Here is an 18,083-nt window from a genome sequence, read left to right as displayed (position 1 = left end):
GTCACTGTGCGATCGCTTGCGAGGTGCGGGCCGGAGCTCCCCGGAGCTGGGCGGCACCGAGGCAGATGATCCAGAGGTTCACGCCGATGGTCGCGCCGGCGAAGACCAGCCAGTCCGGGAGGAGGTTGACGCGCAGAGCGAGCGTGAGCCCGCCGACGACCGAGAACGCGCCGAGCGCGACGGCGGTCCAGCCGAGGACCGGGCGGGCGGTGAGCACAAGGGAGGATCCCGCCAGGATCGGGGCGAGGCCGTAGAGGATGACGACCCAGGTCAGGGCCGTTCCGACGAGCGCGGCGGGAGCAATCTCGGCGATGGCCTCGAACGTCTCCCTCGATGCGCCGGGTTCGGACCAGAGCGCCGCCAGGGCGGTCATCCCGATCCCGTCGATGGAGAACTGCACGGCCATCACCGCGGCCCCGGCCAGCGCGGCGTGGCCTGCCGCTGTGGCCAGCCACCGGCCGGTCGGAGTCGCCCGGTCGACGTATCGGCCGGCCAATCCGATCGACCAGAGCACGGCGCCGAGAATCGAGACGATGTGGACCAGCGCGTATGCGGGATGGTCGGCCACGAACTGAAGGGCGGCCGCGCCCGAGTCCTCGGGCAGGTCTCCGTGGGTGGCTCCCCCGATCAGCCCGGCCGCGCCGCCGACGATCAGGAAGACCGGCCCGACCTGTGCGACGGGACGTCGTTTCCCGGTCATCGCTCGATCTCGTCGCCCACGATGAGGTCTGCCGTGCGCTCGAGCACCGCTCGCGCGGCCGGCGGATCGAGCCGGACCCCTTTCACGACGGCGATCATCAACTCGACCAGGCCGGTGTCGCCGTCGAGGAGCTGTCCGAGTCCGAACCGCCAGCCCTGCTCGACTCGATCGATGATCGCCCGCACCTGCGCGTCCCTTCGGGCCCGCAGGTCGATCTCGGCGAGCACCACGAAGAGGTCGGGCTCGGTTTCGATCATCTCGGCGAGAATGTGGACGTGGCCCCGTAGACGCTCGCCGGCGGACGATCCGGGGGGAATCGTTCGGTACAGAGGCTCGGTCGCTCTGTTGACGACCGCCTCGATCAGATCCTGCTTGGTCGCAAAGTGGTGGTGGATCGTCGAATGGTCGATCCCGGCCGCACCGGCGACCTCTCGAAGGCGCAGCCCCTCGAAACCGTGCCGGGCGATCGACTCGAACGCGGCCTCGACCAACGCCGCCCTGCGGTCGATCGGTGCATGTGTGGCGTTCATAGCGATGACCTTATCCCCCAAGCGCTTGCTTGTCAACCAAGTGGTTGGGGGAGTTGAGCGGCGCTGCACCGCGTCGACTACCGCGACGCGGCCGCCGCGCTCGACTTCGTGGTGAGCCACGACCTCGTCGGAGTCTTCAACGCGGTCCCGGACGCGACCGTGCCGCCGACCAACGGGGAGGTGTTCGGCCGGATCTGTGCCGAACAGGGCTGGCCCGAGCTGAGCTACCGCGCCGACAGGTAGCGAGGGGAACAGAGCTCGTGGCTGATCCAGCCGTCGCCGATCGCCCCGGCCAGCCGGGTCATCACCGGTCCCATCGCCGCCAGGTAGATCGGGATGTCCGTCCGCCGCACCCCGAAGGGCCGCGCGTAGCCCCGCATCCGCATCGGCTGATACTCGCCGGTGAGAGCGATCTCGGCGCCGGTGGTGCAGGTCTCCCAGAAGTGGCGGATGTTCCGGACGGTCTCCCTCATGTGCTCGGCCGGCTTGCCGAAATGGGCGTTGTGCCAGTCCTCGTTGAGCCGCCGCACACCGGTTCCCAGACCCAGGACGAAGCGCCCGTCCGACAGTTCGTCGATGTCGAGCGCCTCCAGGGCGATGATCATCGGGCTGCGGGTGAAGGCGAGCGCGATGGCGGTGCCGATCCTGACCCGTCTGGTGGCCGTCGCGAGAGCCGCCGCGGTGACGGTGGCGCTGCGATTCGGGAACCCAGGTGACCTCGGCGCCCGCGGCCTCCGCTCTGCGAGCCACCTCCATCGGCTCCCCGAGGGACTCACCCCAGGGGGCGTCATTCCTGGGACGGCCCCTGGTCACCGGTGAGCGGCTTCTTGCCGGTGGGGAAAATGCCCTCCAACTGGGGCGCTCCCTTTTTGTAGACGTAGAAGGTGCGCTTGAACGAGCAGACCTCGTCCCCGTCCTGGTTGAGCGTCCGGGTGCGCACGGTGACGATGCCCGCGTGGGGGCGGCTGCCGGACTCCCGCTTCTCCAGCACGAGCGACTCGCTGTACAACGTGTCCCCCGCGAAGACCGGGTGGGTCATCCTGATCTCGTCCCAGCCCAGGTTGGCGAACGCGTTCTGGGTGATGTCGGTGACGCTCTGCCCGACCGCGATCGCCACGGTCAGGGTGGAGACGACGAGCGGTCTGGTGAACTCGGACCGCTTGGCGTACTCGGTGTTGAAGTGCATCTGGTTGGTGTTCATCGTCAGCAAGGTGAACCACGTGTTGTCGGACTCGGTGACCGTTCGGCCCAGGGGATGCTGGTAGACGTCACCCACCTCGAAGTCCTCGAAGAAGCGGCCCTTCCATCCCTCTTTGATCGCCATCGCCGTCCCCGGATGCTCGCCTCGGTAGATAATGTCAGACGTATGAAGCGTAGGGCAATGCGGTGACCTTGTCTAAGGTGTCCGACGCCCCCGGTGCCGCCGGTGTGAGGTGCTGCGCACGTCGTTCAACAGGCAGGGCGGCGGTGATCGCCGTTCGTGTTTCCGGCTGGGCGCGCCCTGACATCCGACGGCCAGAACGTCGGGGAAAACGCCTGTGGCGAATACATCAGATATTTTAAGCGAGCCTTCGTCTCCGGGCATGCGGAAGCCGGAGGGGACGGATCGGTGAGGACGCGCCGGGCGTACCGGCCTCGTGGGTCCCGGCGCGGTGAAGTCCGCCCCGACGCACGCTCGTGCGGCGCGGAGCCGGCCGGAAACGTTCGCCGGGACCTTCGCTCAGTCGTGGTAGGCGTCACGGATTCTGCTCAGGTGAACCTGCATGGCCTCGGCGGCGCCTTCGGCGTCGCCGGCGTCGATGCGATCCACGATCGTTTCGTGCTCACGGTCGACCTGCGCCCAGAATTCGCGCGGCACGTCCGGGCTGAGGAACCGTGACCGCAGGACCCGGAAGACCGGCTCGGTCATCACGGTCAGCAGGCCGTTGCCGGTCGCCTCGATGATGATTCCGTGGAAGTGCCGGTGCTCGTTGAACTTCACGCTCCGGCCGCGACCGTGCTTCTCGCGCTCCATGGCGGCTCGCAGCGTGTCGACATGCCGTGGCTCGCGGCGCCTCGCCGCGAGATGGGCGGCGCGGACCTCCAGCATCTCGCGCGCCTCCAGGATGTCCGCCAGGGTCAGGGTGTCCGAGCCCGACATCAGGCCGATGCTGGTCTCGAGGTAGTCACTGACCTGGTCCGGCTCGACATGGGAGACGAAGGTTCCGCCGGTGGTGCCTCGAACCGTCCTGACGAGACCCTGCGAGGCGAGAACGCGCAGCGCCTCGCGGACGGTGCTCCGGCTCACCCCGAAGTCGCCGCCGAGGTCGGCTTCGGGAGGCAGGCGATGTCCCGAGGTGAGCGAGCCGTTGAGGATCAGCTCGCGCAACTGGTCGGCGACCTGCTGGTACGCCGGGCGTAGCCGGCTGACCGGTAGCGGGGACGGTGCCGTCGAAGGAGTCGCGCGCGTGGCGTCGTTCTGTCTCGCCGTGGACGGCGTGCTGCCCTGCCCCATGGTTTCGCCTTCTCAACCGATCGTCTAGCGGTCCGTGCCGTCCTGCGGAGGGAGCCGTCGGCGAACGAGCCGGTCCTGTCCGTGGCCGGTCGGACCCCAACTCTGTGATCATGCCTCTGGTCGGGAATACATCAGACATCGACTATACCTGGACCGGGGCCGACCGGAGCGCGCGATCGCGCACCGGGCCAGGAAACATGGGCCGTCATCCAGGCCGCCCCCGGAGAGATGTCGTTGCGGGCGGAACGGCACTGTTTGACCCTTAAATAGTCTGACCTTTAGTCGCGGCTCGCCGGGGTCGAGTGACACCGCCTCGGCCGGTGGTGGCCGAGGCGTCCGTGCCTATGCGTGTGTGATCAGCGCGGTCGACATCAGCGTGGTCGACGAGAACGGCATCGAGCGGGCCGAGCAGGCGGGCGTCATCGTCATCGCGGTCGACTGGCGGTCGAGCCGGTCGACCTGTCGGCCGTCCCCGATGAGACGATCTTCCCGGGACCGGCTTCCAAGACCGTGGAGTTCCATTCCGAGCTGTTCCGGGCGATGATCTGGTGGACGGCGGCACCCTCCGGAGCCTTCCAGATCGTCCAGCGGCGCCGGTCCGGCTGGGTCAACTGGGGGACGAACGGCGAGAACGAATGCCCGGAACTCCCGGTGGGCGTCGAGGTCAAGACCGCTTACGGCATGTTCAAGGACTCCTGGAGAGACGTGGCCGACCAGCTCGCAACCCCTCCCACCGTGACGGACCGGCCGGGATCGGCGGCCCACGCACCGGACGGCACGCCGTGATCAGCGTCATCGGCGAGTCGGTCGTCGACATGGTCGCGGAGGACGACGGCCGAACCTACACCGCGCATCCGGGCGGCAGCCCGCTCAACGTCGCGGTCGGCCTGGCCCGCCTGGGCGATCCCACCGCGTTCGTCGCCCGCCTCTCGTCGGGGGTGCTGGGCCAGACGCTGCGCGCGCACGCCGCGGCGAACGGGGTGGACCTGGGCTGGGCGGTTCCGGCGAGCGAGCCGGCCACTCTCGCCATCGTCTCCGTCGACGAGGCGGGTCAGGCCACCTACGACTTCCACGTCGAGGGCACCGCCGACTGGCAGTGGCGGGACGGTGAGCCGCACCTGCCGGCGGAGACCCAGGTGATCCACGCCGGGTCCGTGGCCGCCTGGCGGCCGCCCGGCGGTGACCGGATCGCCGACGCCGTCGCGCGGGCGAGAGCCGAAGGCCACGTACTGATCAGCTACGACCCGAACATCCGGCCCGCCCTGCTCGACGACCCTGTCGCCGCGCGCCCGCTCATCGAGCGGTACGTGGCCCTCGCCCACGTGGTCAAGGTGAGCGAGGAGGACCTGCGCTGGCTCTACCCGGAGCGGCAGGCGAGCGAGGTGGCCGAGGGATGGCTGGCCCTGGGCCCCGACCTGGTGGTGGTCACCTACGGCGGCGAGGGCTGCCTGGGGCTGACCCGAGGCGGCCACGCGCTCCGGCGACCGGCGATCCCGGTCCAGGTGGTGGACACCGTCGGTGCCGGAGACGCTTTCACCGCCGGCCTGCTCGACGGGCTGCTGCGGGGCGGTCGCGCCACCCCGGCCCTGATCGGCGAGTTGTCCGAGGCGGAACTGACCGGAGTCCTCGACCAGGCGGTCATGGTGGCGGGCCTCACCTGCGAACGCGCGGGAGCGAACCCGCCCACCCGCGCCGAACTACGGGCCGCCCAGGACCCGGACCGTCGGTACCGACGCACGGCAAAGCAGTCAGATCGGGACATCAATGCTGGAGGTAGGTAGCGCGGGCGGTGGGGCCGATCAGTGGCCGAAAACAGGTCCGGCCGGACGCGGCCCGTCGCCCCGGTCGCCATGAGGCTCCGAGTGCGGGACGCGCCCGCCGGATCCTCAACGGAGAGCCTTCTCCAACTGCGCCTTGCTCATGGTCGAGCGGCCCTTGATGTTGCGGCGCTTGGCCTCCGCGTAGAGCTGGTCCTTGGTGCGGCCACCGGCTCCGGAGCGCGAGCGCAGCCCGCCGCGCCGGGACGAGGAGATGTCCTGGGTCGAGGTGCGGCTCGCGGTGCGGGACTCTCCGGCGCGGGCGCGTTCCTTGTTGACCGTACGGGCCGCGATCTCCTCGGCCCGGCTCTCCTTCTCCCCGCGCCGTCGCGCGCTCTCCTTGATGTGCCTGTACTGCCGCTCACGCTTGGAACTGGAACCACGCGGCATGGCGATCACCTCTTCGCATCGTTCACTTCTGCCTTACCACTCCGCTACCCGCGCCGTCCCGCCTGACACCGGCATCACCGCCGTCCCAGACCGACTCTTGACGATGCCCATGCCGGGACCATCCCCGCGCAGGTGGGGACGGCCCCGCGAAGAGCGATGTCGTGTTCCGGGCTCACGGCGGGGCGACCGTCGGTTCGGACTATGGCCGGAACTCTTGATAGCCCCCTACGGCTCTCAGGGCGACGCAGAGCATCGAAGCCGCAGCTCCACGAGGGTCCGCTGGGCGCTCTACGCGCGATCTAACGGCGGCGAGGAGCGGACCGTGCGGCAGTTCGCGTTCCTGGAGCAGGCCATCGCCGGCTGTTTCTCCCACCAGGGGACGGTCGTAGCGAAGGGTGCGGGCGGTGTGCGGCCACTGCGGGCGCATCGTGGACCGGCCGCGAGGCGGGTATGCCCTCGCGGCTGCCGGTGGTGTGCTGTGCAGTTGGCCGAGATCGGAGTCAGCCACTCCAGCCGGTCCTTGATCCGATGCCCGTCGGACGACCAGCCCGGCGCGGGCGGGAAGCGGTTCGGTCTTTACGTTACGAGGGGAAGCGCAACACCCCCCTCTCTCTCTACGTGATCAACACATAATCAGTCACCGAACGTGCGAACGCCCGTGGTTGGTTGCTGGATGCAGGCCACCGGGTGCCCCGTGCCTCGTTCGATCAACGCCGGTGGGCGCTCCGCGCAGGCGTCGACGGCTTGCCAGCATCGGGGACGGAACGAGCAGCCGCTGAGCGACTTTACCGGGCTTGGTGGATCGCCGCGCAGGATGATCCGCTCACCCCGGTGGTGCGGATCCGGCACTGGCGCCGCAGACAACAGAGCACGCGTGTAGGGGTGCGCCGGCTGCTCGAAGATCTCGGGTGCCGTGCCGATCTCCACAATTTTTCCCAGGTACATGACCGCGACCCGGTGCGAGATGTGCCGCACCACGGCGAGGTCGTGCGCGATGAAGACGTAGGCCAACCCGAGGTCGCGTTGCAGTTGCCGGAGCAGGTTGATGATCTGAGCCTGGATCGACACGTCCAGCGCGGACACCGGCTCATCGCACACAAGGACATCGGGACGCAGCGCGAGGGCACGTGCGATGCCGATGCGCTGCCGCTGCCCGCCGGAGAACTGATGCGGGTACCGGTCGATGTGTTCGGGGTTGAGCCCGACCGTCTTCAGCAGCTCCCGCACCCGGCGGCGCCGGTTGGTGGGTGCCAGCCCGCGGTGCACCGCGAACGGCTCCGCGATGATCTGGCCGACCGTCATCCGGGGATCCAGCGACGAGTACGGATCCTGGAAGACGACCTGCACCTGGCGGCGCAGGTCGCGCAGTTCCCGCCCGCGCAACGCCGCGATGTCGGTACCCCGATACCGGATGTGCCCGCCGGTCGGCTGCTCCAGCCGGATGAGCAGCTTCGCGAGGGTCGACTTGCCGCACCCGGACTCGCCGACGATGCCCAGCGTTTCCCCCGCCCGCAACTCGAAGGACACGCCGTCAACCGCCTTGAGCACGCCGGCCGACCGCTTGATGATCTGTCCCCGGCGTATCGGATAGTGCTTGGTCACTCCCTCGACCGCCAGCAGTTCCTCGCCCGTCACGACGTGCTCCGGCGAGGCCGGCCAATGACGAACCCGAAGTTGTACGGATGCACCGGGTGTGCCCGGGGTACCGACAGCAGGATGCCGTCGCCCGGGGACCGGTACTCCTCCAGGACGGTCAGCTCGACCGGGGACAGCAGCCGGCCCAGCAGCTCACTCTCGGCGGTGGCAGTGAGCAGCCGGTCCTCGGTGACCTCGGGTATCAGCATGCCGCCGTGGCGGGGCCGCAAATCCCAGGCGACCTCGACCTCGGTGATCGGGCGGGGCTCCACGGGTTCGTCGAGCATGCCCAGGTGGCCCATCACCCGGCGCACGCCCTCGACGTTGCGGGCCAGCCAGCCGTCCTCGTGACGCGACCCGAAGCCCAGCCCGCCTACCTCGATCCCGATGGCCGGCACGCCGGCGGCGGTCGCCGCGTCGAACACCGAGTTCGGGTACGCGACGGCGGCGTCCTCGCCTTGGATGTATGGCATGCCGAAGGCGGCGGCCAGCTCGCGGCCCTCGGCCGACAGCGGGCCGGTCGCGTCGTAGAGCACTACCCCCCAGGTGGAGCCCCAGGGGCCGGGATGGAAGTCGAGCAGGTGGGTGGAGCGCCGCACGATCTGCTCGACGAGCACCTGACCGGTACGGCCGGTGATCGACTCGGTGTCCCGCAGGATCGCCTTGTTCATGTTGACGAAGCCGACCTGCTGGATATCTACCGAGTACCGGCTGGCGGTCCGCAGCGCGTACGGGTTGGCGGCGGGTACGACGACCAGGGTGCCGCGCAGCCGGGCTGGGTCGATGCCGTCCAGCACCGCGCGCAGTACGCCGTGCGAGAACCATTCGTTTCCGTGTACCCCGGACAGCAGCGTCAACGTCGGCCCGTCCGCGGTACCGGTGACCACGTGGGCGTGGATGGCGACGTCCGACCCGTCGAGGTCGGTCAGCACCGGGTACCGGAACAGCTCGCGCCGCCCGGCGGTGCCGCGCAGGGGAGAGGGCATCAGCGTCACGTCCTTTCGACAGTCAGGTGCAGGCAGGCGGCGAGGTGCCCGGCGGACACCGGGCGCAGGTCGGGCTCGCTCCCGGCGCACTCGGCGGTACGGATCGCGCAGCGGGGCGCGAACGCGCAGCCGGCCGGCAGCGCGGTCATGGTCGGTGGCGAGCCGGGGATCGCCCACAGCTCGTCGTCGGCGGGCCGGTCCAGCCGGGGTATCGAGTCCAGCAGGCCACGGGTGTACGGCATGGCGGGGTGGTCGAAGACATCGACGGCGGTACCGGTCTCCACCAGCCGGCCCGCGTACATCACCGCGATCCGGTCCGCCACCTGGGCCACGATCCCCAGGTCATGAGTAATCAGCAGGATCGCCGCCCCGGTACGTTCCCGGACGGCGCGCAATGCCGCGAGCACCTGCGCCTGTACGGTCACGTCCAGCGCGGTGGTCGGCTCATCGGCGATGATGAGGTCCGGATCATTGGCGATTGCCATCGCGATCACCACCCGCTGGCGCATCCCGCCGGAGAACTGGTGCGGGTAGTCGCGCAGCCGGTTGCGGGCGTCGGGTACCCCGACGACATCTAGTAGTTCGACGGCCCGGTCGCGGGCAGCGGCCCAGGAACAACCCTGGTGTACCCGGACGGCCTCGGCCACCTGGTCGCCGATGGTATGCACCGGGCTGAGCGAGGACATCGGGTCCTGGAACACCATCGCGACGCGCCGGCCGCGCAGCCGCCGGTACTGCGGCTCCGCCAACCCGACGAGCTCCTTCCCGGCGAAGCGAATGGAACCGCTGACCGTGGCGGTGGGCGGCAACAGACCCATGATCGCGGCGGCGCTGACCGACTTGCCTGAGCCGGACTCCCCGACCAGGCCGACTACCTCGCCCCGGCGTAGGTCCAGGTCCAGTCGGCGGACCGCCGGCACGTCGCCGCCGTCGGCTGCGAACATCACCTTCAGGTCCCGAATGGACAGCAACGCCTCATCGGGTATCACATCGGTGCGCTGCGCCGGCTGGGCCAGGTACCGGCGCCGACGCGGACCCCTCGTCTGCGCCGGGTCCAGCGCGTCACGCAGCCCGTCCCCGATGAAGTTGATCGACAGGGCGATCAGCAAGATGACCACACCCGGCGAGTAGAACAGCCAGGGCCGGGTACCCACCGCGGACTGGGCGTTGGCGATCAGCAGGCCGAGCGAGGTATCCGGCGGCTGGACACCGAAGCCGATGAACGACAGCGCGGTCTCGGCGAGGATCGCGCTGGCGACCAGGATGGTCACCGACACGATGATCGGACCGGCCACGTTGGGCAGGATGTGCGAGGCCATGATCCGGACGTTGGACGCGCCGAGCGAGCGGGCGGCCGCCACGAACTCGCGTTCCCGCAGGCCGAGCACGACCCCCCGGACCACCCGGGCCACCGTGGTCCACATCAGGGCGGCGAGCACCGCGGCGATGAGGAACCAGCCGCTCTCGCCGGCGAAGTTGTGCCCGAGCACAGCGGCGACCGCGATTGTCGGGACGGTGAGGAACAGGTCCACCACCCGCATCAGCAGTGCGTCGGTGCGGCCTCGGTAGAAGCCGGCGACGATGCCGGTCACGGTACCGATCAAGGCCGCGCCCAGGGCCACGCTCAGCGCGATGAGCAGCGACTGCTGGGTACCGCGCATCACCTGAGCCAGCAGGTCGTGACCGAGCGAGTCGGTACCCAGTGGGTGGGTCGCCGACGGCGGCTTCGAGTTGTCCGGGGTGATCTGGTCGTACTGGTAGTGCCACAGCAGCGGCCCGACAAAGGCGAACAGCGCGACGAGCACGAGCACCACGAGCGAGACGACGGCGAGCCGGTGCCGGCGGAACCGGGCGATGACGGTGCGCCACTGGCCGGGCTCGGCACCGGCCGCGGGCATCGGTGAGGATTCAGCGGACACTACGGATCCTCGGGTCGAGAGTGGCGTACAAGATGTCGGCGAGCAGGTTGAACACCACCACCGCCAGGGCCGCCACGAGCAGCCAGGCCATCACGGCGTTGACATCCCGCGCGTTGATGGACGACAGCAGGTAGTCGCCCATGCCCCGCCACTGGAAGACCGTTTCGGTGATCACCGCGCCGGCGAACACCGCGGTGAAGTCCAGCGCGATGATCGTGATCAGTGGGGTGAGCGCGGTGCGCAGCGCGTACTTGCGCAGCACCGTGCGCCGTGGCAGTCCCTTGGCGGTGGCCAGCTTGACGTAGTCGCTGTTGAGGACCTCGAGCATGGACGAGCGCTGGAACCGGCTCCACACCGCGAAATGGATCAGCACTAGGGTGACGGTCGGCAGGATCATGTGCCCGGCGATATCGGCTATTTGCGCGCCGAGGGTAGGCGGTGGCGGCACCGACCTGTCACCGATCATGTAGAAGGTTTCCGTGTCGGTCGCCCGGTTGAACTGGATGCCGCCCTGCTTGAGCAGGATCGCCAGCCAGAACGACGGCATCGCCAGGAACAGGAAGCCGGCCGAGGTGAACAGATAGTCCAGCCAGGAGTACTGGCGAACCGCGCTGACGACCCCGACCAGGATCGCCAGCACGGCCGCGATCAGCATCGCGATGAGCACGAAGCGCATGGTCATGCCCAGGCGCGTGCCGATCTCCATACCAATGTGGGCGTTGCGGTTGACCGACGGACCGAAGTCGCCTTGTACGACTCCGGTCAGCCAGTGCCAGTACCGCTCCAGCACGGGGTAGTCCAACCCGAGCCGTGTTTCCTCGGCGGCGATCGTTTCCGGCGGCACCGGTGGTTGACGCTCCCGGAGCTCGGCCAGCGGGTCACCCGACCCGGCGACTGCGAGGAAGATGAGGAATGTCGACACGAGCAGCACCGGGATGGCGACCAGCAGCCGCCTTAGGGCGAAGCCCAAGATCTCCATGAGGAATCTCCGCGCCCGTTACCCGTTAACCTTTGCCGCCGGTGATCTTCCGGATCCGGCCCCAGTGCCAGAACGGGACCCGGAAGTCGATCTGGTCGGCCCACCCGAAGAACTCGTCGCTGCGTAGCAGGTAGATGCAGTACCAGAAGAGCGGGATCATGTTGACGTCGCGCGCCCACACCTCCTGCAGCTGCCGGTAGTGCGCGGTCCGCTCGTCCTGGTCGATGGTGCTCCGGGCGGCGGCATAGCAGGCGTCGGCGTCCGGGTTCGACAACTTCAGGTGGTTGCGCTGCCCATCGGTGGCCAGCCGGCTGGCGGTGATGTCCGGGTCGGGCATCATGTTGCCGCCACTGATCGTCAGGTCGAAGTCGCCCGCCTGGGCGATCTGACGGCTCCATGTCTCGGAGTCAAGGCCGGCGAAGTCGACGTGCACGCCGATCGCCGCGAGATCCTCCGCGACGCTGGCCGCGAGGCCGCCATGCCCGTCGAAGGTGGCCATGTAGTACAGCTTCAGCGACATCCGCCGGCCGTCCGCATCGCGCGGGTACCCAGCCTCGTCGAGCAACTTCTCGGCCTGCGCGGCGTCATGTCCCACCGCGGTCACGTCCCGGGCCACGGCGAAGCTGCTGCCCGGGAAGAAGTTCGCCCACGGCTCTGACCAGCCCGGCTCGGCGAAGCGGCGCAGCCGCTCGCGGTCCACCGCGTGAGCCAGCGCCAGCCGCAGCCGACGGTCGGACCACCGCTCCTGACGGTAGTTGAAGCTCAACAGCGCAACACCCGGACCACGCTCGCGGTACACCGTGGCGTGTGCCGAACCCTCGACCAGCGGCAGCCGCTTCATGGTCAGCACGTCCTGCGGCGCATAGTGCGCCCGGCCGTCCGCGATCATCCGGACGCACTCGTCGAGGTCAGGCTGGATGAGCAGGGTGACACGGTCGACGCCGGCCGGCGGACCCCAGTAGCCGTCCCACTTCTCCAGTACGATCCGCTCGCCCGGTACGTGCTCGGCGAACCGCAGCGGCCCGGACCCGATGGGCCGCTGGTTGTACGGGTTGATGGCCCAGTCGGTGCCCTCGTACAGATGCTTGGGCAGCACGTGGGTGGCGGCGAAGTTGCCCAGCTGGGTGAGGAATGCGGCGTTGGGCTCCTCCAGCACGTACTCGACCAGGTGGTCGTCGAGCACCGTGATGCTCGCGATGCCGTGCAGGAACGAGGCGGCGTGGTATCCGTTGGCCAGCGCGGTGAGGTGGGTGTACGCGACATCGTGCGCGGTGACCGGCTGGCCGTCGTGCCAGCGGGCGTGCTGGTTGAGCGTGAACCGCCAGCGTTGCCCGCCGTCCAGGCACTCCCAGTGCTCGGCCAGGTCCGGGTAGGATGCGGCACCGCCGACCTCGGTGATGACCAGCCGGCTGTAGATGTTGTTGGCGACGAAGTAGCCGGCGCCTCCGACGACGTTGCGGTACGACTCGTTGATCTCGGTCGCGTCTACGGGTACGACGACGATGTACTCGTCCAAGTCCCTCTCCTCTTACTTATGGGGTGCCCGGATCTCGGGCGGGAAATGGCAGTCAGTGGGTGATCGGCCGGATGCGGCCCCAGTGCCAGAACGGCACCCGGAAGTCGACCTGGTCGGGCCAGCCGAAGAAGCTGTCGCTGCGCAGGTAGTAGGCCGCGTACCAGAACAGCGGTATCCAGTCCACGTTGCGGGCCCAGACCCGTTGTAGTTCCCGGTAGTGCTCGCCGCGCTGCGCCTGGTCGGGGGTGGCCCGGGCGGCGGCGTAGCAGGCGTCGGCCTCGGGGTCGGACAGCCGGGTGTAGTTGCGCCCACCGTCGGTCTCGAACCGGCTCGCGGTGATCTCCGGGTCTGGGATCATGTTGCCGCCGCTGATCGCCAGGTCGAAGTTCGCGTCCCCGGCCACCTCGCGCGACCAGGTCGGCGAGTCGAGCCCGGCGACCTCGACGTCCACGCCCACCGCACGCAGGTCCTCGGCCAGCGCGGCGGCGATACCGGCATGCCCGGTGAAGGTCTTCATGTACACCAGCCGCAACACCGGCGGGCCGCCGTCGGCGGGCACGATCCCGGACTCACGCAGCAACCGGCCGGCCAGCGCCGGGTCGAAGCCGGGCGCGGTCGCGTCGGCGGCGTACGCCCAGTCGGCACTGCGCGGCAGGAAGTGTGTGTACGGCTCGGACCAGCCGGGATCGGCCAGCGGCTCCAGCCGGCGCCGGTCCACGGCGTGCGCCACGCCGGCCCGCGCCCGCCGGTCGCGCCAGCGCTCCTGGGTGTGGTTGAAGCCGAGCACCGCGATGCCGGGGCCTCGCTTGCGCCACACCGACGCGGTCGTGCTGCCTTCCGCCAGGTGCAGCCGAGGGAAGGTGAGCACGTCCTGGACCAGGTAGTGTGCCCGGCCGTCGGCCACCTTGCGGACCGCCTCGTCGAGGTCGGGTTCGATGTCCAGCACCACCCGGTCGAGCTGCGGGCGCGGACCCCAGTAGTCCTTCCAGGCCTCCAGGACGATCCGCTTTCCAGGGACGTGCTCCGCGAAACGGAACGGTCCAGAACCGATCGGCTGCTGGTTGTGCGGGTTGACGGCCCAGTCGGTGCCCTCGTACAGGTGCCGGGGCAGGATGTGGGCGAACACCAGGTTCCCGAGCTGGGCAAGGAACCCGGCGTTGGGCCGACGCAGCACGTACCGCAGGGTGTGCTCGTCGAGCACCTCGATGTCCTCCACGTCGCGCAGGAACGACGCCGCGTGGTACCCATTGGCCAGCGCGGTGAGGTGGGTGTACGCGACGTCGTGCGCGGTCACTGGCCGGCCGTCGTGCCAGCGCGCGTGGCGGTTGAGGTGGAAACGCAGGGTACGGGCGTCCGGCGCCATCTCCCAGTGCTCGGCCAGGTCCGGGAACGCGGCAGGCGAACCGGTGTCGTACACGACCAGCCTGCTGTAGATGTTGTTGGCCACGAAGTAGCCGGCCGAACCGACGAAGTTGCGGTACACCTCGTTGAATTCCACGGCCGGGGCCGGGACTTCGACGATGAACTCCCGGACCGGCCGACGGTCAGCCCGCACTCTTGACGCCCCATTCCTGGATGTTGTAGCTGGTGCCGAAACGGGTCGGGTTGACCCGGACGTTGCCCAGGTCGCTGCGGTAGGCCAGCAGGGTCGGCATCTGGTACAGCGGCAGGGTCACAGCCTGGTCGCTGATCCGCGCGTCCACCTTGTTCAGCAGGTCGACGACCTGCTTCGGGTCCAGCGTCTGGGCCGCCTCGGAGAGCCAGCCGTCGATCTCCGAATCCTTGTATCCGGTGTGGGTGCCCTTGGAGCCGAACACCGACTGAGCGGTCGCGGTGGGGATGACGTCGAGGTTGGTCCCGAAGACGATCAAGTCGTAGTCGCCGGTGTTCACCGTGGTACCGAGGCTGTCGGTCTCCTGGAGCTGGAGCGTGATGCCCAGTTGCTTGAGCTGATTCTGCAGGAGCACCGAGGTGTCCAGCCGCATCTGGTTGCCCTTGCTGTACCGCATCCGCAGCGTGGGCACCGGCTGGCCCTTGGGATCGGTGAGCTTGCCGTCCTCGATCACGTACCCGGCGTCGGTGAGGATCTTCTTCGCCTCGTCGATCTTGCCGCCGCCCAGGCCCTTGTCGGTCACGTTGTCCACGTAGGCGTCGACGCCGTCGAGTTTCTGGTCCGGCATGAAGTTGCGGTTGCCCAATGGCTTGGTGTTCGCCGCGAACTGCCCGATCGTCTTGTCGATGATCGCCTGCCGGTCGACCGCGGTGAAGATGGCGCGGCGCAGCGCCAGGTCGGACAGGGCCGGATGCGCCGTGTTGATGTCCAAGTGCTCGTAGACCAGCCCGGACGCCAGCATCGTGGTGACGTTGGTGATACCCCTGAGCTGCTCGACGAGGTCGAGGGTGGGGCGCGGTACGACAATCTGGATCTCGTTGTTGGCCATGGCCGTCACGGCCTGTCGCTCATCGGTGAGGATCCGGAAGATGAGCTGGTCGAGGCGCGGGCCGTCGCCGTACCACTTCGGGTTCTTCTTCATCGTGACCGACTGGTTCGGCGTGTACTGCTCGATGAGGTACGGGCCGCCGGACCAGGTCGGCACGGTGGTGGTGAAGAAGTCGTTGAACGAGGCCGCCAGGTCGCCGTGCTGGGCGGCGATGTGCGCCGGCAGCAGGTGCGGGAACATCAGCCGCCACGGCTGGTACGTCTTCTTGAACGTGACCGTGACGGTCTTGCCGTTGTCGCCGCCGGTGACCGAGGCCACCTGGTCGTACCCGGCTGTGCTGGCCGGCTGGCAGGTCTGACACTGCTTCGGGTCCTGGACCTGCCAGGTGTATTTGAAGTCTTCAGCGGTGATCGGCGTGCCGTCCGACCAGGCCGCCTCCGGCCGGATCTTGTACTCGACGGTCTGCGGCGACTCCTTCACGACCTTGGCGTCCAGCAGCAGCGCGTCGTTCTTCGCCATCGTGAAGTCCGGCATGGAGATCATCGCATGCGGCAGGACCGGGTTGAGTATCTGCCGGTAGCCGAAGACGTCACCGGTGGCGTGCAGGATGTTCCAGTTCTTGACATCGACCTCTATCGAGTAGGTGACCGTGCCGCCATCCTGAACCGTGGCCTGGTTGGCGTTGATCTGGCCGGCCTTGATGCCGCCCGCCACGTCCTCGCTTTCGCCACCGGCACCGGCACCGCACCCGGCAAGCACAGCGATCACGGTCAGTACCGCACCGCACTTGATCCTTGCACTCTTGATCCGTGTCATCGCGCTCTCCCTCATGCGCTTCGCCGGCAGACGTCGCCAGCCGTGAGCCAGTCGCCGGCCACCGTGGTGGAGGCGAAGCTAACTCCAAGTAAGCTCGGACCGTACGGAACGTAGACACAGCTCGTCAATGTACTTATGTACACGTACATATAGGCGAGAGTCTCATCGTCCGAAATCCTCGAGTGAGGGCCCGAACCAGAACGGACGGAGGAAGCGTGGAGTCCGACCAGCTTCGCCGGCTCATCGCGACTCGGACACCGCTGCACAGCACCGACGTACTGGCACGGACGGTGCTGGAACTCATCGCCTCGGGCGAGATCCCACCGGCGACGCGGCTGCCCACCATCCGCGAACTGGCCCATGAACTGAGGATGAGCCCGTCGGCCGTCGCCCAGGCCTGGCGCATGCTCGCCGACCGCCGCGTCGTCGAGACGCGACGAAGGGGCGGCACCATCGTCACCGGACCGCCGTCGACGCCTCGCGCGTCGAGGCTCGAGCGCATGCTGCGGGCGAGCACCGGGATGCCTGTGGACCTGGGGAACCTCAACTACGATTCGCAGTTGCTTCCCGACCCGCGGCCGGCACTGCTCTCGGCGATACGGACACCCAGACTGCACTCGCTCGACCCGGAATTGATCACTCCTGAACTTCGTGACGCCATCGAACCGATTTGGCCCTTCCACGCGGAGGACTTCCTGGTCGTACACGGCGGAATGGACGGCGTCGATCTCGCCCTCGGCACATCGATCAAGGCGGGTGATCGCGTCATGATCGAGGAACCGTCGTTTCCCCGTCTCTTCGATATCGTCGAATCCGTCGGCGCCACCCCCGTCTCCATTCCTTACGGCCCCGATGGACCCGATCTCGATGTTCTCGCGAGGGCTCTGGCCGACAAGCCGAGCGCGTTCCTCTACCAACCCTTCGGGCAGATTCCGATGGGACGGTCGGTCACCCCTGCCTGGATAGAGAACGCGGCCACGTTGCTCGCGGGATCGTCCCTCACCGTCATCGAGGTCGTCGTCATGCCCTTCCTCGCGGAAGACGGCATACCGTCACTGGGTCCTTATCTGGGCGCACAGCTCGTCCAGATCCAGAACTTCCTCTTCTCGCATGGAACCGACTTGCGAGTTGCGGTTGTCGGGGGTGCCCACGACCACATCGAGCGAATGTGGTTCAAGATCACTTACTCCAGCAGGTGGGTGAGTCGAATCCTGCAAAATTCCCTCGCGTTTCATCTCACCGATGCTGCGTCTACGGCAACTGTCGCCGCTGCCGCCACTACATATCGGCAACGGCATACCGATTTCATTAATGCGCTGAAGCGGCGTGGATTCGACATCGGAAGTAATGCCGGCATCAGCGTCTGGGTACCGATTCCCGATGAGCACTCGGTCTGCACACGCTTAGCCCGAGAGGGCGTCTCCATACTCCCTGGCTTTCTGTTCCGCAAGCAGCCGGCCGCTCCGGGACACATTCACGTGAACGGCGCCGTGGCCGCCCGGTCTGCCGATTTTTTTGCAGATGCGATCGCCGGCGCCTCCGATTTCGGGCTGACCGGCCCTATGTTTTCCGGGCGCCGGAGTAAATGAGCCGTATCGCGCCGCCACGCTATTCGTTGAGCACTTCGACAGGCGGTCTATACTCCAACGCTGAATGCAGTCTACGGGAGTTGTAGAAGCCCTCGCCGTACTGAATGACGGCACGGCGCGCTTTCGCGCGAGCAGCGAACGGCCGATGACGCACCATCTCGGTCTTCAGCTTTTCGAAGAATGATTCGGACATCGCATTATCGAAACATATCCCGCCTCTCCCCGCCGACCTCCGGATCCCATGCCGTTCGAGTGCCTGCTGCCGCCCTGG

At 68.1% G+C, this 18,083-nt stretch carries 18 protein-coding genes; 4 read left to right on the top strand and 14 right to left on the bottom strand.

Annotated features, from left to right (window positions below; translation table 11 throughout):
• Position 1: 1 nt before the first annotated feature.
• Entirely contained in the window at positions 2 to 700 is a 699-nt protein-coding gene (locus ABT061_RS20990; protein WP_350920174.1) for a hypothetical protein, read from the bottom strand.
• Positions 697 to 1,350, bottom strand: coding sequence for a TetR/AcrR family transcriptional regulator (locus ABT061_RS20985; protein ID WP_350920171.1), 654 nt, complete (start codon positions 1,348 to 1,350; stop codon positions 697 to 699). The genes ABT061_RS20990 and ABT061_RS20985 overlap by 4 nt, the downstream gene beginning before the upstream one ends.
• Between ABT061_RS20985 and ABT061_RS20980 the strand changes: the two genes are divergently transcribed.
• Entirely contained in the window at positions 1,339 to 1,473 is a 135-nt protein-coding gene (locus tag ABT061_RS20980; RefSeq protein WP_350920168.1) for a hypothetical protein, read from the top strand. The genes ABT061_RS20985 and ABT061_RS20980 overlap by 12 nt on opposite strands.
• On the opposite strand, the gene ABT061_RS20975 is transcribed toward ABT061_RS20980, so the two are convergent.
• From ABT061_RS20975 to ABT061_RS20965, 3 genes are all read right to left on the bottom strand, one after another.
• Positions 1,455 to 2,021: an LLM class flavin-dependent oxidoreductase gene (locus tag ABT061_RS20975; RefSeq protein ID WP_350920165.1), complete on the bottom strand. Its 567-nt coding sequence runs from the start codon at positions 2,019 to 2,021 to the stop codon at positions 1,455 to 1,457. The two genes, ABT061_RS20980 and ABT061_RS20975, sit on opposite strands and share 19 nt — an antisense overlap.
• Positions 2,018 to 2,554, bottom strand: a complete 537-nt coding sequence (locus ABT061_RS20970) for a MaoC family dehydratase (RefSeq protein WP_350920162.1) — start codon at positions 2,552 to 2,554, stop codon at positions 2,018 to 2,020. The genes ABT061_RS20975 and ABT061_RS20970 overlap by 4 nt, the downstream gene beginning before the upstream one ends.
• Positions 2,555 to 2,950: 396 nt before the next feature.
• A complete protein-coding gene (locus ABT061_RS20965) occupies positions 2,951 to 3,724 on the bottom strand; it encodes a FadR/GntR family transcriptional regulator (protein WP_350920159.1) in 774 nt (257 codons plus the stop codon).
• Positions 3,725 to 4,234: 510 nt separating this feature from the next.
• Here ABT061_RS20965 and ABT061_RS20960 point away from each other — a divergent pair.
• Positions 4,235 to 4,510, top strand: coding sequence for a hypothetical protein (locus ABT061_RS20960; RefSeq protein ID WP_350920156.1), 276 nt, complete (start codon positions 4,235 to 4,237; stop codon positions 4,508 to 4,510).
• A complete protein-coding gene (locus ABT061_RS20955; RefSeq protein WP_350920153.1) occupies positions 4,507 to 5,505 on the top strand; it encodes a carbohydrate kinase family protein in 999 nt (332 codons plus the stop codon). The genes ABT061_RS20960 and ABT061_RS20955 overlap by 4 nt, the downstream gene beginning before the upstream one ends.
• A 105-nt stretch (positions 5,506 to 5,610) precedes the next feature.
• On the opposite strand, the gene ABT061_RS20950 is transcribed toward ABT061_RS20955, so the two are convergent.
• The 8 genes from ABT061_RS20950 to ABT061_RS20915 all read right to left on the bottom strand — a co-directional run bounded on the left by ABT061_RS20950 (position 5,611) and on the right by ABT061_RS20915 (position 16,223).
• Positions 5,611 to 5,931 (bottom strand): plasmid stabilization protein, encoded by a 321-nt coding sequence (locus ABT061_RS20950; RefSeq protein ID WP_350920150.1) that lies wholly within the window; start codon positions 5,929 to 5,931, stop codon positions 5,611 to 5,613.
• A gap of 633 nt (positions 5,932 to 6,564) precedes the next feature.
• Positions 6,565 to 7,566, bottom strand: coding sequence for an ABC transporter ATP-binding protein (locus tag ABT061_RS20945; protein ID WP_350920147.1), 1,002 nt, complete (start codon positions 7,564 to 7,566; stop codon positions 6,565 to 6,567).
• Entirely contained in the window at positions 7,563 to 8,552 is a 990-nt protein-coding gene (locus ABT061_RS20940; RefSeq protein WP_350920144.1) for a succinylglutamate desuccinylase/aspartoacylase family protein, read from the bottom strand. The genes ABT061_RS20945 and ABT061_RS20940 overlap by 4 nt, the downstream gene beginning before the upstream one ends.
• A gap of 5 nt (positions 8,553 to 8,557) precedes the next feature.
• Entirely contained in the window at positions 8,558 to 10,471 is a 1,914-nt protein-coding gene (locus ABT061_RS20935) for a dipeptide/oligopeptide/nickel ABC transporter permease/ATP-binding protein (RefSeq protein WP_350920141.1), read from the bottom strand.
• Positions 10,461 to 11,450 (bottom strand): ABC transporter permease, encoded by a 990-nt coding sequence (locus ABT061_RS20930; protein WP_350920138.1) that lies wholly within the window; start codon positions 11,448 to 11,450, stop codon positions 10,461 to 10,463. Before ABT061_RS20930 ends, ABT061_RS20935 begins: the two co-directional genes overlap by 11 nt.
• Positions 11,451 to 11,475: 25 nt before the next feature.
• A complete protein-coding gene (locus tag ABT061_RS20925; RefSeq protein WP_350920135.1) occupies positions 11,476 to 12,966 on the bottom strand; it encodes an ABC transporter substrate-binding protein in 1,491 nt (496 codons plus the stop codon).
• A gap of 52 nt (positions 12,967 to 13,018) precedes the next feature.
• Complete coding sequence (locus tag ABT061_RS20920) at positions 13,019 to 14,521, bottom strand: ABC transporter substrate-binding protein (RefSeq protein WP_350920132.1); 1,503 nt, start codon at positions 14,519 to 14,521, stop codon at positions 13,019 to 13,021.
• A complete protein-coding gene (locus tag ABT061_RS20915) occupies positions 14,511 to 16,223 on the bottom strand; it encodes an ABC transporter family substrate-binding protein (protein ID WP_350920129.1) in 1,713 nt (570 codons plus the stop codon). The genes ABT061_RS20920 and ABT061_RS20915 overlap by 11 nt, the downstream gene beginning before the upstream one ends.
• A gap of 215 nt (positions 16,224 to 16,438) precedes the next feature.
• Here ABT061_RS20915 and ABT061_RS20910 point away from each other — a divergent pair, with 215 nt between their 5' ends.
• On the top strand, positions 16,439 to 17,812 hold the full coding sequence (locus tag ABT061_RS20910; RefSeq protein WP_350920126.1) for an aminotransferase class I/II-fold pyridoxal phosphate-dependent enzyme: 1,374 nt from the start codon (positions 16,439 to 16,441) through the stop codon (positions 17,810 to 17,812).
• A 19-nt stretch (positions 17,813 to 17,831) separates the two neighbouring features.
• Here ABT061_RS20910 and ABT061_RS20905 read toward each other — a convergent pair whose 3' ends face one another.
• A complete protein-coding gene (locus tag ABT061_RS20905; RefSeq protein WP_502991462.1) occupies positions 17,832 to 18,050 on the bottom strand; it encodes an integrase core domain-containing protein in 219 nt (72 codons plus the stop codon).
• Positions 18,051 to 18,083: the final 33 nt, after the last annotated feature.

Origin of the sequence: Streptosporangium sp. NPDC002544 (genome assembly GCF_040295965.1) — a bacterium.
Classification (GTDB): domain Bacteria; phylum Actinomycetota; class Actinomycetes; order Streptosporangiales; family Streptosporangiaceae; genus Streptosporangium.
Note: the sequence above shows the minus strand (reverse complement) of the source record. Positions and strands in the feature narration are given on the sequence as shown.